A 14,462-nucleotide genomic window follows, 5' to 3' on the forward strand; every position below is an offset into this window, starting at 1 on the left:
GACTGACCCCGACGCCGTTCATTGTCCTGTACCGGCCGTACGGGGCGAGGGGCGGCCGGTCACCGTGACACCGGATCGTGGCCCGCTGGTGTCGCGTGCGGAGGCTCGGACGAGGTCCGTGCCCTGCGGCAGGTCATCGAGAGCGCGGCCCGTCGCGGCCATCCGGCCGCGGTGCTTCAGGTGATCCGCCGGCTCCCGGACGGCGCCGGGCTTCCCGCGGCTCTGCGCGGCCCTCGGGGCGCTCCGGATCGCCATCGGCGGGAAGCGCGAACGGCCCTGGTAGCGTCCCCTACAGAAAACAGGGTCCGAATCCTGTCGGGTCACCTGTCGCCGTACCAGGTGGTAGCGGCCAAGACTGGGGCCTTCGAATGTCCGCAGAAGGGGACCCCGTCCATGATCGGTTCGCGTATCGCCGCGCTGGGGCACTACCAGCCCGCCACCGTGCTCACCAATGAGGATCTCGCGGCCCTCGTCGACACGAGCGACGAGTGGATCCGTACCCGCGTCGGTATTCGCACCAGGCACAAGGCGGCGGACGACGAACCGGTCGACGAGCTGGCCGCCCACGCGGCGGCGAAGGCGCTCGCCGCGGCGGGGCTCACCCCCCAGGACATCGACCTGGTGCTGGTCGCCACCTCCACCGCCGTCGACCGCTCCCCGAACACGGCGGCCCGGGTCGCGGCCCGCCTGGGCATGGGCTCGCCCGCGGTGATGGACCTGAACGTGGTCTGCGCCGGGTTCACGCACGCGCTTGCCACCGCCGACCACGCCGTACGCGCCGGATCCGCCGAACGGGCCCTCGTGATCGGCGCGGACAAGATGACGGCCATCACCGACTGGACCGACCGCACCACCTGTGTCCTCACCGGCGACGGCGCGGGCGCGGCGGTCGTCGAGGCGGTCGGGGAGGGCGAGGAGCCGGGGATCGGGCCGGTGCTGTGGGGATCGGTTCCCGAGATGGGGCACGCCGTACGGATCGAGGGCACCCCGCCGCGCTTCGCCCAGGAGGGCCAGACCGTCTACCGCTGGGCCACCACCCAGCTCCCGCCCATCGCCCGTCGCGTCTGCGAACGCGGCGGCGTGGCGCCCGAGGACCTGGCGGCCGTCGTCCTCCACCAGGCGAACCTGCGGATCATCGAGCCCGTCGCCCAGCGGATCGGCGCGGTGAACGCGGTCGTCGCCCGCGATGTCGTCGACTCCGGCAACACCTCCGCCGCGTCGATCCCGATGGCGTTCGCCAAGCTGGTCGAGCGCGGGGAGATCAAGAAGGGCGACCCGGTGCTGCTGTTCGGGTTCGGCGGCAATCTCTCGTACGCGGGCCAGATCGTCCGCTGCCCCTGAGCGGTTCGTCGGCCCACCGCCGCCGTCGCCCGGCACACTGACGGCATGGTGGCGAAGCGAAGTGCGGGCCTGCTCCTGTTCCGCGGCCGGGGCACCGGGACCGAGGTGCTCATCGGCCATATGGGCGGCCCGATCTGGGCGCGCAGGGACGAGCGGGCCTGGTCGTTCCCGAAGGGTGAGTACACACCCGACGAGGAGCCCATGGCGGCGGCACGGCGGGAGTTCGAGGAGGAGCTGGGGCTCGCGCCACCCGAAGGCGAGTGGCTGCCCCTGGGGGAGAACCGGCAGTCGAGCGGGAAGACCGTGACGCTCTGGGCGCTGGAGGGCGACCTCGACACCGCCCTGGTGGTGCCCGGCACCTTCACCATGGAGTGGCCGCCGCGCTCGGGCCGCGTCCAGGAGTTCCCGGAGATCGACCGCGCCGAGTGGGCCGGGGTGACGGTCGCACGCGGGAAGCTGGTGGAGGCCCAGCTGGTCTTCCTCGACCGGCTGGAGGACCTCCTGCGGACGGACCACCCCTGAGCCCGGGGCCCGGCCGCCTGTCCCGGCGCACGGGTCACGTACACCGGGCGCCGTCCGCCGCCGCGCGAGTCGCCGACGGCTCCGGCCCGACCGGCGCGCGGGCCTGCCCTCCCGGGCCCGGCCGACGGGCCCGGGACTCCCGCCGGATCGTCGGGGAAAGAGGACCTACCCACGCCGGCCCGGGCCCCATCCGCCGCCGCGTCCGGGAGCTGGCTTGCCCCTCCGGTCCGTACGCCTGGACGCGCACACCGTCCGCCGGGCCGGGCAGACGGTGTGAGGGCAGCATGCCCGCCCGGGCTCGCCGTCGCCGGTCTGTTCGCGGACGCGAGCGCACGGCACCCGGGCACGGCGTGACCCGCGTGGCGGCACGCGGGGGCGGGGACCTGTGCACGGGCCGGCCGTGTGCGGACCGTGTGGGCCCGGATACCGCGGGGCGTGCGGGCTCGCTGGGCCGGGGACGGGTCGGTCCGGCCCCACGATGCCCGGGCGCGGGCACCGCGCCCGCCGCTGCACGCCGGCGCCCGATGTCTTCGCGGATGCGAGCGCGTGGAAGGCACACGCGTGATGGGAACCGCGCCGGGACCACCGCTGCGGCGGCCCGCGCGGACGGACACCTGCGCACGGACCGCGTGCACAGGCCCGTGCACGCGGACCCCTCCGCGCGGACCGCGCACCGGTAACCCGCACCCTTCCTGGGCGCCCCTGTCCCGTGGCGGAGCCTCTGGGCGTTCTTGATCGTCCTCGCATGATCCCGGCTTTGTCCAGAGTGTGGAAAAAGTTATGTCTGATCTCTGCTCAAGTTCTTCCCACTCGGTGCAAGCGCTGCTACGTTCCCCTCGAAAGCCTGATCAGTCAGGGCCGAATGGGGTCCCCACGCCGATGGCCAGGGGAGGGGAGGGGCATTGAGACGCATGACCGCTCGACCTGCCAACGCGCACCAGGCGCGGCTGCTCAGGCTGCTGCGCGACGGAGGGCCCAACTCCCGTGCCCAGCTGGGTGATCTGGTGGATCTCTCCCGGTCCAAGCTGGCCGTCGAGGTCGACCGGCTGCTGGAGACCGGCCTGGTCGTCGCCGACGGGCTGGCCGCCTCCCGGGGCGGGCGCCGCTCGCACAACATCCGGCTCGCGCCGGAGCTGCGCTTCCTCGGCGTCGACATCGGCGCCACCTCGATAGACGTCGCCGTCACCAACGCGGAGCTGGAGGTGCTCGGGCACCTCAACCATCCGATGGACGTCCGCGAGGGGCCGGTCGCCGTCTTCGAGCAGGTGCTGTCGATGGCGGCCAAGCTCAAGGCCACCGGTCTCGCCGAGGGCTTCGACGGCGCCGGTATCGGTGTCCCGGGGCCGGTCCGCTTCCCCGAGGGCATCCCGGTCGCGCCGCCGATCATGCCCGGCTGGGACGGCTTCCCCGTGCGGGAGGCGCTCAGCCAGGATCTCGGCTGCCCCGTGATGGTCGACAACGACGTGAACCTGATGGCCACCGGGGAGCAGCACGCGGGGGTGGCCCGTTCCGTGGCCGACTTCCTCTGCGTCAAGATCGGTACCGGTATAGGCTGCGGCATCGTCGTCGGCGGTGAGGTCTACCGCGGTACGACGGGCAGCGCCGGCGACATCGGCCATATCCAGGTCGACCCCTACGGACGCCCCTGTGCCTGCGGCAACAAGGGCTGCCTGGAGGCCCACTTCAGCGGCGCGGCGCTCGCCCGCGACGCCGAGGAGGCGGCCCGCAGCGGCCGCTCCCCGGAACTGGCCGAACGGCTCCAGACGGCGGGGCAGCTGACCGCCGCCGATGTCGCGGCGGCCGCGGCGGCGGGCGACACCACGTCACTCGAACTCATCCGGGAGGGCGGCAACCGTGTCGGCCAGGTCATCGCCGGACTCGTGAGCTTCTTCAACCCGGGACTCGTGGTGATCGGCGGCGGGGTGACCGGACTCGGCCACACGCTGCTGGCCGCGGTGCGGACCCAGGTCTACCGCCAGTCGCTGCCGCTGGCCACCGGGAACCTGCCCATCGTGATCGGTGAACTGGGCGCGCAGGCCGGAGTGATCGGCGCGGCGCGGCTCATCAGCGACCATCTGTTCTCGCCGGCCTGACACAGGGCCGGCACCCGACGACTTCCGCAACACCCGCACCCCGCCCTCCCGACGAACGAACCGCAGTACGAACGACTCGCAGTACGAACGGGGGACCCCGAACCGGGGGTCCCGAACCCCCAGACCACTACCGACCGTAACCACAGCACCGCTCAGCGCGGCAGGTAACACGTGCCACCACGACAGGCACGGCCACCGCCCTCACCCGAGCGCGCCCACACGTACATCACTCGTGCCCCCCACACGTACCAGACGCCGTCCAGCACCTCGTTTCCCACGCGACACGCCAGGCGGCCGCACCCGCCGAGGGGATTTGTCATGGCACCAGAACCACCCTTGCTCACCATGTCCGGGATCACCAAGTCGTTCCCCGGCGTCCGCGCGCTCGACGGCGTGGACCTGGAGGTCATCGCCGGTGAAGTGCACTGTCTCCTCGGGCAGAACGGCGCGGGCAAGTCCACCCTGATCAAGGTGCTCGCCGGAGCCCATCAGCCCGACGGCGGCACCATCACCTGGCGGAACGAGGAGGTCTCGCTCAAGTCGCCCATCGCCGCGATGGGTCTCGGTATCGCCACCATCTACCAGGAACTCGACCTGGTGGAGGGGCTGTCGGTCGCCGAGAACGTCTATCTGGGCCATGAGCCCACCACGGCCGCCTTCGTCATCAGGGCCGGTGAGGCCCGCGCCGCCACGGCCCGGCTTCTCCAGCGGCTCGGCCACCCCGAGATCGATCCCGCCCGGCTCGTCGGGGACCTCTCCGCCGCCCAGCAGCAGATCGTCTCCATGGCCCGCGCGCTCTCCCACGACGTACGTCTCATCGTGATGGACGAGCCCTCGGCCGCCCTCGACCCCGACGAGGTCGACAACCTCTTCCGTGTCGTCGCCGACCTGACCTCCGACGGTGTCGCCGTCGTCTACATCTCCCACCGGCTGGAGGAGATCCGCCGCATCGGCGACCGGGTCACCGTCCTCAAGGACGGCCGGACCGTCGCGGTGGGACTGCCCGCCAAGTCGACACCGACCAACGAGATCGTCTCGCTGATGACCGGACGGAACGTCGAGTACATCTTCCCCGAGCGCCCCGCGCCCGGGGGCGCCCGGGACAAGGCGCCCGTACTCAAGGCCGAAGGGCTCACCCGGAAGGGGGAGTTCGACCCCGTCGACCTGGAGCTGTACCCGGGGGAGATCGTCGGCCTCGCCGGGCTCGTCGGCTCCGGCCGCTCCGAGATCCTGGAGACGATCTACGGCGCCCGCAGGCCGGACGGCGGCCGGGTCCTCGTCGAAGGCGTGCCCCTGCGCCCGGGCAGCGTCGGCTCCGCCGTACGCGCCGGGATCGGGCTCGCCCCCGAGGAGCGCAAGGCCCAGGGCCTGCTGCTGATCGAGTCCGTCACCCGCAATGTGTCGATCTCCACCCTCTCCCGCTTCTCACGGGCCGGCTGGATCGACCGCAAGGCGGAGCGCGCCGAGGCGCAGAAGGCGACCCGGGAACTCTCCCTGCGCCCCGACAACCCCGACGCCCGTATCCGCACCCTCTCCGGCGGCAACCAGCAGAAGGCCGTACTGGCCCGCTGGCTGCTGCGCGGCTGCAAGGTGCTGCTCCTCGACGAGCCCACCCGGGGCGTGGACGTCGGAGCGCGGGCCGAACTCTACGCAGTGATCCGCCGGCTGGCCGACGAGGGCCTGGCCGTACTTCTCGTATCCAGCGAGGTGCCCGAAGTCCTGGGCCTCGCCGACCGGGTGCTGGTGCTGCGCGAGGGCAGCGTCGTGCACACGGCCGACGCCCGTGACCTCGACGAGCACCGCGTACTCGACCTTGTGATGGAAGGAACTCCGACGGCATGACGCAGCCAGCCTCTCCGGCGCAGCAGGACGCGCCGACAAGCCTTGTGAAGTCGCCGCCGGCGGGCGGTGGTTCGCGTCGTCCGCTGGGAATGCGCCTCGACGTCCGTAATCTCTCCCTGCTCGGCGTCCTCGCCGCCCTGATCGTGGTCGGGGGATTCACCAAGCCCGACGAGTTCCTCGCCACGAGCAATCTCCAGCTGGTCCTGACCCAGGCGTCCATCATCGGTGTCGTCACCGTCGGCATGACCTTCGTCATCACCAGCGGCGGCATCGACCTCTCCGTCGGCGCGATGGTGGCCCTGGCGTCGGTCTGGGCGACGACGCTGGCCACCCAGGAGTACGGTTTCGCGGGGATCCTCTTCACCGCGATCATCGTCGGCCTCGGTTGCGGGCTGGTGAACGGACTGTTGATCGCGTACGGCGGTATGGTGCCCTTCATCGCCACCATCGCGATGCTCGCCTCCGCCCGGGGCCTCGCCCTCCAGATCACCGACGGCAAGACCCAGATCGTCACCGTCGACTCGGTGCTCGACCTCGGCGTCAAGGACGCCTATATTCTCGGCATCCCGCCGCTGGTGCTGGTCTTCGCGGCCGTCGTCGTCATCGGCTGGCTGGTGCTCAACCGGACGACCTTCGGCCGCCGCACCTTCGCCGTCGGCGGCAACGCGGAAGCCGCCCGGCTCGCCGGTATCGACGTCAAGCGGCAGCGGCTCTACCTGTATCTGCTGTCCGGACTGTGCTGCGGCATCGCCGCCTTCATGCTCGTCGTGCTCTCCGGCTCCGGCCAGAACACCAACGGCAACCTCTACGAACTCGACGCCATCGCCGCCGCGATCATCGGCGGCACCCTCCTCAGCGGGGGCCGCGGCACCATCGTCGGCTCCGTGCTCGGCGTCCTGATCTTCACCACGATCACCAACATCTTCGCCCTCAACAACCTGGAGAGCGCCGTCCAGCAGATCGCCAAGGGCGCGATCATCGTCGCCGCGGTCCTGGTGCAGCACCGCACACTGCGGAACAGCGGCGAGGCCTGACCGGCTCACCCGCCCGCGTTCCGCGCGCCTTACCACCCTCGTCCACCCCCGACCCTCCCTCACCCACGCCACGCCCAGCCGAAGGGTTTCATTCGCCATGCCACAAAACTCGAAGCCGAGCCGCAGAGGACTGCTCTTCGGGACCGCAGCGGTCTCCGCCGGCGCCCTGCTCACCGCCTGCACCAGCAACGAGCCCAAGAAGAAGGAGACGGCCGCCAACAACGCCCCGGTCGCCGACGACGCGCCCGGCAAGGCCGTCACCATCGGCTTCGCCGGACCCCAGGCCGACCACGGCTGGCTGAACGCCATCAACGACAACGCCAAGACGCGGGCGAAGAAGTACTCCGACGTCACCCTGGAGATCACCGAGGGCTCCAACGACACGGCTGCCCAGATCGGCCAGGTCCAGACCCTGATCAACAAGAAGGTCGACGTCCTCGTCATCCTCCCCGCGGACGGCAAGGCGCTCACCCAGGTCGGCCTCCAGGCCATGAAGGCGGGCATCCCCGTCATCAACCTGGACCGGGTCTTCGCCTCCCCGCAGGCGTACCGCTGCTACGTCGGCGGCGACAACTACGGCATGGGCCTCAACGCCGGCAACTACATCGGCCAGCAGCTCAAGGACAAGCCCAACGCCAAGGTCATCGAGCTGGCCGGGTTGGACAACCTGGAGCTGACCAAGCAGCGCACCCAGGGCTTCGACGACGCCCTGAAGAACTACCCCAACATCAAGAAGGTCGCCCGCCAGGCCGCCGACTTCACCGTCGAGTCCGGCCAGGCCAAGATGGCCCAGCTGCTCCAGGCGCAGAAGCAGTTCGACGCCCTGTGGAACCACGACGACGACCAGGGCGTGGGCGCCCTGCGCGCCATCGCCCAGGCCGGCCGCAAGGACTTCCTGATGGTCGGCGGCGCCGGGGCCAAGTCCGCCATGGACGCCATCAAGGCCGACAACAGCGTGCTGAAGGCGACCGTCCTGTACCCGCCGACGATGGCTGCCTCCGCCATCGACGTCGCCCGGGCGGTGGCGCAGGGCAAGGGGATCAGCGGGCTGGCCGAGCTGGAGATCCCCAACTCGCTGACCCTGTACTCCGCCGTCGTCACCAAGGACAACGTCGACCAGTACCTGCCCACCGGCTTCATCTGACCGGGCCGCCCGCCCCCGACGAGCAGACCGACGAGGAGGAAACCGTATGGAACACAGGGACAGTGAGGCCGCACCGCCGACACTAGGCGTTGGCATGATCGGATACTCGTTCATGGGAGCCGCCCATTCCCAGGGGTGGCGCAATGTGAGCCGGGTCTTCGATCTGCCGGTCAGACCGGTCCTGGCCGCGATCGCCGGACGTGACGCGTCAGCCGTGCGTGCCGCGGCCGACAAGCACGGCTGGGCGGCGGCCGAGACCGACTGGCGCGACCTCATAGCCCGGGACGATGTGCAGCTGGTCGACATCTGCACTCCGGGTGACTCCCATGCGGAGATCGCGGTCGCCGCGCTGGAGGCGGGCAAGCATGTGCTGTGCGAGAAGCCGCTGGCGAACTCGGTCGCCGAGGCCGAGGCCATGACGGCCGCGGCGACGCGTGCCCGGGCACGCGGACAGCTGGCGATGGTGGGCTTCAACTACCGGCGCGTCCCGGCCGTCGCGTACGCGCGCCGGCTGATCGCCGAGGGCCGGCTCGGCACCCTGCGCCATCTGCGGTTCATCTATCTCCAGGACTGGCTGGTGGACCCGGAGTTCCCGCTGACCTGGCGGCTCCAGCGGGAACACGCGGGCTCGGGTGCGCTCGGGGACCTGGGCGCGCACATCGTCGACCTCGCGCAGCATCTGGCGGGGGAGCGCCTGGTCGGGGTCTCGGCCCTGGCGGAGACCTTCGTACGGGAACGTCCGCTGCTCACGGGCGCGTCCGCCGGGCTCTCGGGCTCCGGCGGCGCGGGCCGGGGCCCGGTCACGGTGGACGACGCGGCCCTGTTCAACGGGCGCCTCGGCTCGGGGGCGCTCGCCTCCTTCGAGGCCACCCGGATGGCGTCGGGCCGCAAGAACGCCCTGCGGTTCGAGATCAACGGTGAGCTGGGGTCGCTCGCCTTCGATCTGGAGCGGCTCAACGAGCTGTCCTTCCACGACCACACCGAGCCCGCGGCCTCCTCCGGCTTCCGGCGCATCCTCGTCACCGAGGCGGACCATCCGTATCTGGAGGCGTGGTGGCCGCCGGGCCACGCGCTCGGCTACGAGCACACCTTCACCCACCAGGCGCGCGATCTGGTCGAGGCGATCGCCTCGGGCGGGGACCCGGACCCGTCGTTCGCCGACGGACTCCAGGTGCAGCGGGTGCTCGCCGCGGTGGAGGAGAGCGCCGAGAAAAACGCCGTCTACACCCCCGTACAGGCAGACGACTAGGGCCTCTCGTTCGGATCTTTCTGGGCTCGCGTGCCCTGGCACCGCACCTCGCTGCGTTGTCGTCGGTCGCCGATGCTCCGCATGGACTCCCTCCTCCGCCTTGCGATGCACGGCGCCAGACCCCGCTCCCTCATCCAGCCTGATCAAAACGGAAGACCCTAGGAGACCCCCGTGCCACGTCCGTTCACACTCTTCACCGGCCAGTGGGCCGATCTGCCCCTGGAGGAGGTGTGCCGGCTCGCCCGTGACTTCGGCTACGACGGGCTCGAACTCGCCTGCTGGGGAGACCACTTCGAGGTCGACAAGGCGCTCGCGGACCCGGAGTACCTCCCGGGGCGGCACGCGCTGCTGGAGAAGTACGGCCTCAAGTGCTGGGCGATCTCCAACCATCTGGTGGGCCAGGCCGTCTGCGACAACCCGATCGACGAGCGGCACCAGGGGATCCTGCCCGCGCGGATCTGGGGCGACGGTGAGCCCGAAGGCGTACGCCGCCGGGCCGCGGCCGAACTGAAGGACACCGCGCGTGCCGCGGCGGCCTTCGGGGTGGACACCGTCGTCGGCTTCACCGGATCGTCCATCTGGCATCTGGTGGCGATGTTCCCGCCGGTGCCGGAGTCGATGATCGACCGCGGTTACGAGGACTTCGCCGAGCGGTGGAACCCGATTCTCGACGTCTTCGACGCGGAGGGCGTGCGGTTCGCCCACGAGGTGCACCCGAGCGAGATCGCGTACGACTACTGGACCACCAAGCGCGCTCTGGAGGCCGTCGGCAACCGCCCGGCCTTCGGGCTGAACTTCGACCCCAGCCACTTCGTGTGGCAGGACCTGGACCCGGTCGGCTTCCTCTACGACTTCCGGGACCGGATCTACCACGTCGACTGCAAGGAGGCGCGCAAGCGTCTCGACGGCCGCAACGGCCGGCTCGGCTCGCATCTGCCGTGGGGCGACCCCCGGCGCGGCTGGGACTTCGTCTCGGCCGGACACGGTGACGTCCCCTGGGAGGACGTATTCCGGATGCTGCGGTCGATCGGCTACGGCGGCCCCATCTCGGTGGAGTGGGAGGACGCCGGAATGGACCGGTTGGCCGGTGCGCCACAAGCGCTTGCCGACCTGAAGCGGTTCGATTTCGACCCGCCCACCGCCTCGTTCGACGCGGCCTTCGGGAGTGGCGACTAGCCCCCTTCGAGGGTCGTAACAGCAGGTGGGACCAGATGTCATGGCCCGGCGGACCGATCTGCCGCCGGGTCGGTCCGGCCTGCCCGGGTCCGTCTTTGTCCTGCGCTGGGAAGAAGTTGAACTTCCCTTCTGCGCAAGGGCTTTCAGATCTGGACGAACCCGTCTACCGTCCCAGTTGTGTACAGGACATAGGTGGTTCCCGGCGTGACGGCGCACTCCGGTTCCACGGCACCCCCGCCCGTACTACCGGTCCATCCCGGAGGAAAATTTCGTGCACACGAACCGAAGAAGACCACGAGCGCGCAGAGCACTCGCGCTCCTCACCGGCGGCCTTCTCGCCGCCACATCGTTCAGCTTCACCGCACCGCAGCTCGCTGCCGCCGCTGATCCCGAGCCGGCCGCCGAATCGTTCCAGCAGGTCACCCTCGCCAAGGGCGCCGCCGAGACCGGCGAGCCGATGTCCATGGCGGTGCTGCCGGACCGCAGCGTGCTGCACACCTCCCGCAACGGCGAACTGCGGATGACCGACTTCGCGGGCAACACCCGGGTCGTCGGCAAGATCCCCGTCTACTCGCACGACGAGGAAGGCCTGCAGGGCATCGGGCTGGACCCGAAGTTCAGCGAGAACCGGTTCGTCTACCTCTACTACGCGCCGCCGATGGACACCCCGCCCGGTGACGCCCCCAACGAGGGAACCGCCGCGGACTTCGCGAAGTTCGAGAGCGTCAACCGCCTCTCCCGCTTCGTCCTCAAGGCCGACGGCACCCTGGACAACGCCAGCGAGAAGAAGGTCCTCGACGTCCCCGCGACCCGGGGCATCTGCTGCCACGTCGGCGGTGACATCGACTTCGACGCACAGGGGAACCTCTACCTGTCGACCGGTGACGATTCCAACCCGTTCGCCTCCGACGGCTACACGCCCATCGACGACCGGCCGAACCGGAACCCCGCGTACGACGCCCGCCGCACCTCCGCCAACACCAACGACCTGCGCGGCAAGCTGCTGCGCATCAAGGTGAACGCGGACGCCTCGTACTCCATCCCCGAGGGCAACCTCTTCGCGCCGGGCACCGCCAAGACGCGGCCCGAGATCTACGCGATGGGCTTCCGCAACCCGTTCCGCTTCAGCGTCGACCAGAAGACCGGTGTCGCCTACATAGGTGACTACGGCCCCGACGCCGGTGCCGCGGACCCCAAGCGCGGTCCCGCCGGCGCGGTCGGCTTCGTCAAGGTCGACAAGCCGGGCAACTACGGCTGGCCGCTGTGCAACACCTTCAACGTCCCGTACGTGGACTACGACTTCGCGACCAAGACGTCCGGAGCCACCTTCGACTGCGCGGCGCCCAAGAACGAGTCCCCGCACAACACCGGACTCGTCGACCTGCCGCCCGCCAAGAAGGCGTGGATCCCCTACGACGGCGGCTCCGTGCCCGAGTTCGGCGGCGGCGGCGAGTCCCCGATGGGCGGACCGGTCTACCGCTACGACCCGGACAACCCGTCTCCGGTGAAGTTCCCCGAGGCGTACGACGGCGACTACTTCGCCGGTGAGTTCGGCCGCCGCTGGATCAAGCGGATCGAGCAGGGCGCCGACGGAGCGGTCTCCAAGATCAACCCGTTCCCGTGGACCGGCACCCAGGTCATGGACATGCAGTTCGGCCCCGACGGCGCGCTGTACGTCCTCGACTACGGCACCGCCTGGTTCGGCGGCAACGAGCACTCGGCGCTGTACCGCATCGAGAACGCGACCGGCGGACGCTCGCCCTCGGCCGAGGCCAAGGCGGACAAGACGTCCGGCAAGGGCCCGCTGCGGGTCAACTTCTCCTCCGAGGGAAGCGCCGACCCCGACGGCGACGCCCTGACGTACGCCTGGGACTTCGGCGACGGAGGCAAGTCCACCGAGCCCAACCCCTCGTACCGGTACAAGAAGAACGGCACCTACACGGCGACCGTCACCGTCAAGGACCCGACCGGCCGCACCGCGGCCGCCAGCGTCCGGATCGTGGTCGGCAACACCGCCCCGAAGGTGACGCTCGAACTGCCCGCCGACGGCGCGCTGTTCAACTTCGGCGACGAGATCCCCTTCAAGGTGAAGGTGACCGACCCCGAGGACCAGGAAGCCGGGGCCATCGACTGCACGAAGGTCACGGTCAACTACCTCCTCGGCCACGACAGCCACGCGCACAAGCTGACCTCCGCCAACGGCTGCTCGGGCACCATCAAGACCTCGGGTGAGGGCGGGCACGACCCCAACGCCAACATCTACGGCGTCTTCGCGGCCGAGTACACCGACAACGGCGGTGGCGGCCAGGCGCCGCTGACCACCAACGACCAGGTGCAGCTCCAGCCGCGCCACCGCCAGGCCGAGCACTTCAGCGCCCAGTCCGGCATCCGCACCTACGACAAGCCGGCCGCCAACGGCGGCAAGACCGTCGGTGACATCGACAACGACGACTGGATCTCCTTCAAGCCGTACAACCTGGCCGGCTCGACCAAGCTCACCGCGCGCATCTCCAGCGGTGGCGCGGGCGGCTTCCTGGAGGTCCGCACCGGATCGCCGACCGGCAAGATCCTCGGTTCCGGGCCCGTGCCCGTGACCGGCAGCTGGGAGACCTTCCAGGACATCGACATCCCGCTGAGGGGCGTGCCGAAGAAGTCCACCGAGCTGTTCCTGGTCTTCAAGGGCGGCGCCGGAGCGCTCTACGACGTCGACGACTTCGAGCTCTCCAACACCCCGCCGGACCGCACCGCCAAGCGCGTGCTCGTCTTCTCCAAGACGGCCGGCTTCCGCCACGACGCCATCCCGGCCGGCACCGCGGCCCTGAAGGAGCTGGGCAAGACCAGCAACATCACGGTCGACTCCACCGAGTCCGCCGCGCAGTTCACCACCAGCAACCTCGCGCGCTACGACGCGGTTGTCTTCCTCTCCACCACCGGTGACGTCCTCAACGCCGAGCAGCAGAAGGCGTTCGAGAACTACGTCGCCACCGGCGGCGGCTACATGGGCGTCCACGCGGCGGCCGACACCGAGTACGACTGGAAGTTCTACGGCGGCCTCGTCGGCGCCTACTTCTCCGGTCACCCGCAGATCCAGCCCGCGACCGTGCGGGTCGAGGACCACAAGCACCCCGCCACCAAGCACCTGGGCGAGGAGTGGGTGCGGACCGACGAGTGGTACAACTACGGCACCAACCCGCGTGAGCAGGCCAAGGTGCTGGCGTCCCTCGACGAGACCACCTACCAGGGCGGCACGATGAAGGGCGACCACCCGATCGCCTGGTGCCAGACCTACGAGGGCGGCCGTTCCTTCTACACCGGCGGCGGCCACACCAAGGAGTCGTACGCCGAGCCGGCCTTCCGCGACCACCTGCTGGGCGGTCTGCGCTACGCGTCCGGCCAGGTGAAGGCCGACTGCAAGCCCCAGAAGGGCGAGCGGTCCATCTTCAACGGCAAGACCACCAACGGCTGGAAGCAGGCCGGTCCCGGCAAGTTCAACGTGGTCAACGGTGAGCTGCGCTCCGAGGGCGGCATGGGAATGCTCTGGTACCAGGCCAAGGAGCTGAAGTCGTACTCCCTGAAGCTGGACTGGAAGCTCGACGGTGACGACAACTCCGGGATCTTCATCGGCTTCCCCGCCTCCGACGACCCCTGGTCGGCCGTGAACAAGGGCTACGAGATCCAGATCGACGCCACGGACGCCCCCGCGCGGACCACCGGCTCGGTCTACGGCTTCAAGTCGGCCGACCTCAAGGCCCGCGACCGGGTGCTGCGGCCTCCGGGGCAGTGGAACAACTACGAGATCAAGGTCCAGGGTGAGCGTGTCCAGGTCTTCCTGAACGGCGCGAAGATCAACGACTTCACCAACAAGGACCCGAAGCGCAGCCTGAAGGACGGCTACATCGGCCTCCAGAACCACGGAGCCGGCGACCAGGCGTCCTTCCGCAACATCACCCTGAAGGAGCTGTCCTCCTAGAGGGCCCCTCAGACGGCGGCGGGCGGGGAGGCGCCGTACCCCCCGCCCGCCGTCACCCAACCAACCCGGTCACAGCGGTGACCATCAGTGA

General features: G+C 70.1%; 9 protein-coding genes. All 9 read left to right on the forward strand.

All coding sequences use genetic code 11. The features are described 5' to 3' along the window. Positions 1 to 393: 393 nt before the first annotated feature. Entirely contained in the window at positions 394 to 1,341 is a 948-nt protein-coding gene (locus ACFYT4_RS15950) for a beta-ketoacyl-ACP synthase III (RefSeq protein ID WP_389268706.1), read from the forward strand. 45 nt (positions 1,342 to 1,386) lie between these two features. Next, complete coding sequence (locus ACFYT4_RS15955; protein ID WP_389268708.1) at positions 1,387 to 1,863, forward strand: NUDIX domain-containing protein; 477 nt, start codon at positions 1,387 to 1,389, stop codon at positions 1,861 to 1,863. 911 nt (positions 1,864 to 2,774) lie between these two features. Next, positions 2,775 to 3,956: an ROK family protein gene (locus tag ACFYT4_RS15960; RefSeq protein ID WP_389268710.1), complete on the forward strand. Its 1,182-nt coding sequence runs from the start codon at positions 2,775 to 2,777 to the stop codon at positions 3,954 to 3,956. A gap of 318 nt (positions 3,957 to 4,274) precedes the next feature. After that, complete coding sequence (locus tag ACFYT4_RS15965; RefSeq protein WP_389268712.1) at positions 4,275 to 5,798, forward strand: sugar ABC transporter ATP-binding protein; 1,524 nt, start codon at positions 4,275 to 4,277, stop codon at positions 5,796 to 5,798. Then, positions 5,795 to 6,832 (forward strand): ABC transporter permease, encoded by a 1,038-nt coding sequence (locus ACFYT4_RS15970; protein ID WP_389268714.1) that lies wholly within the window; start codon positions 5,795 to 5,797, stop codon positions 6,830 to 6,832. Before ACFYT4_RS15965 ends, ACFYT4_RS15970 begins: the two co-directional genes overlap by 4 nt. Positions 6,833 to 6,929: 97 nt before the next feature. After that, a complete protein-coding gene (locus ACFYT4_RS15975; RefSeq protein ID WP_389268716.1) occupies positions 6,930 to 7,976 on the forward strand; it encodes a substrate-binding domain-containing protein in 1,047 nt (348 codons plus the stop codon). A 46-nt stretch (positions 7,977 to 8,022) separates the two neighbouring features. Beyond that, the gene (locus tag ACFYT4_RS15980) at positions 8,023 to 9,225 is read left to right on the forward strand and encodes a Gfo/Idh/MocA family protein (protein ID WP_389268718.1); all 1,203 of its coding nucleotides are present in this window, start codon (positions 8,023 to 8,025) and stop codon (positions 9,223 to 9,225) included. A gap of 171 nt (positions 9,226 to 9,396) precedes the next feature. After that, a complete protein-coding gene (locus ACFYT4_RS15985; protein WP_389268720.1) occupies positions 9,397 to 10,401 on the forward strand; it encodes a sugar phosphate isomerase/epimerase family protein in 1,005 nt (334 codons plus the stop codon). Positions 10,402 to 10,672: 271 nt separating this feature from the next. Continuing rightward, complete coding sequence (locus tag ACFYT4_RS15990) at positions 10,673 to 14,371, forward strand: ThuA domain-containing protein (RefSeq protein ID WP_389268722.1); 3,699 nt, start codon at positions 10,673 to 10,675, stop codon at positions 14,369 to 14,371. Positions 14,372 to 14,462: the final 91 nt, after the last annotated feature.

Source organism: Streptomyces sp. NPDC004609, assembly GCF_042873655.1.
In the GTDB taxonomy this organism is placed as follows: Bacteria; Actinomycetota; Actinomycetes; order Streptomycetales; family Streptomycetaceae; genus Streptomyces.

Excerpts from the sequence above, each read along its gene's own strand:
- ACFYT4_RS15950 (WP_389268706.1), top strand. The coding sequence starts at position 394 with ATGATCGGTTCGCGTATCGCCGCGCTGGGGCACTACCAGCCCGCCACC.
- ACFYT4_RS15980 (WP_389268718.1), top strand. The coding sequence starts at position 8,023 with ATGGAACACAGGGACAGTGAGGCCGCACCGCCGACACTAGGCGTTGGC.
- ACFYT4_RS15970 (WP_389268714.1), top strand. The coding sequence starts at position 5,795 with ATGACGCAGCCAGCCTCTCCGGCGCAGCAGGACGCGCCGACAAGCCTT.
- ACFYT4_RS15955 (WP_389268708.1), top strand. The coding sequence starts at position 1,387 with ATGGTGGCGAAGCGAAGTGCGGGCCTGCTCCTGTTCCGCGGCCGGGGC.
- ACFYT4_RS15960 (WP_389268710.1), top strand. The coding sequence starts at position 2,775 with ATGACCGCTCGACCTGCCAACGCGCACCAGGCGCGGCTGCTCAGGCTG.
- ACFYT4_RS15975 (WP_389268716.1), top strand. The coding sequence starts at position 6,930 with ATGCCACAAAACTCGAAGCCGAGCCGCAGAGGACTGCTCTTCGGGACC.
- ACFYT4_RS15965 (WP_389268712.1), top strand. The coding sequence starts at position 4,275 with ATGGCACCAGAACCACCCTTGCTCACCATGTCCGGGATCACCAAGTCG.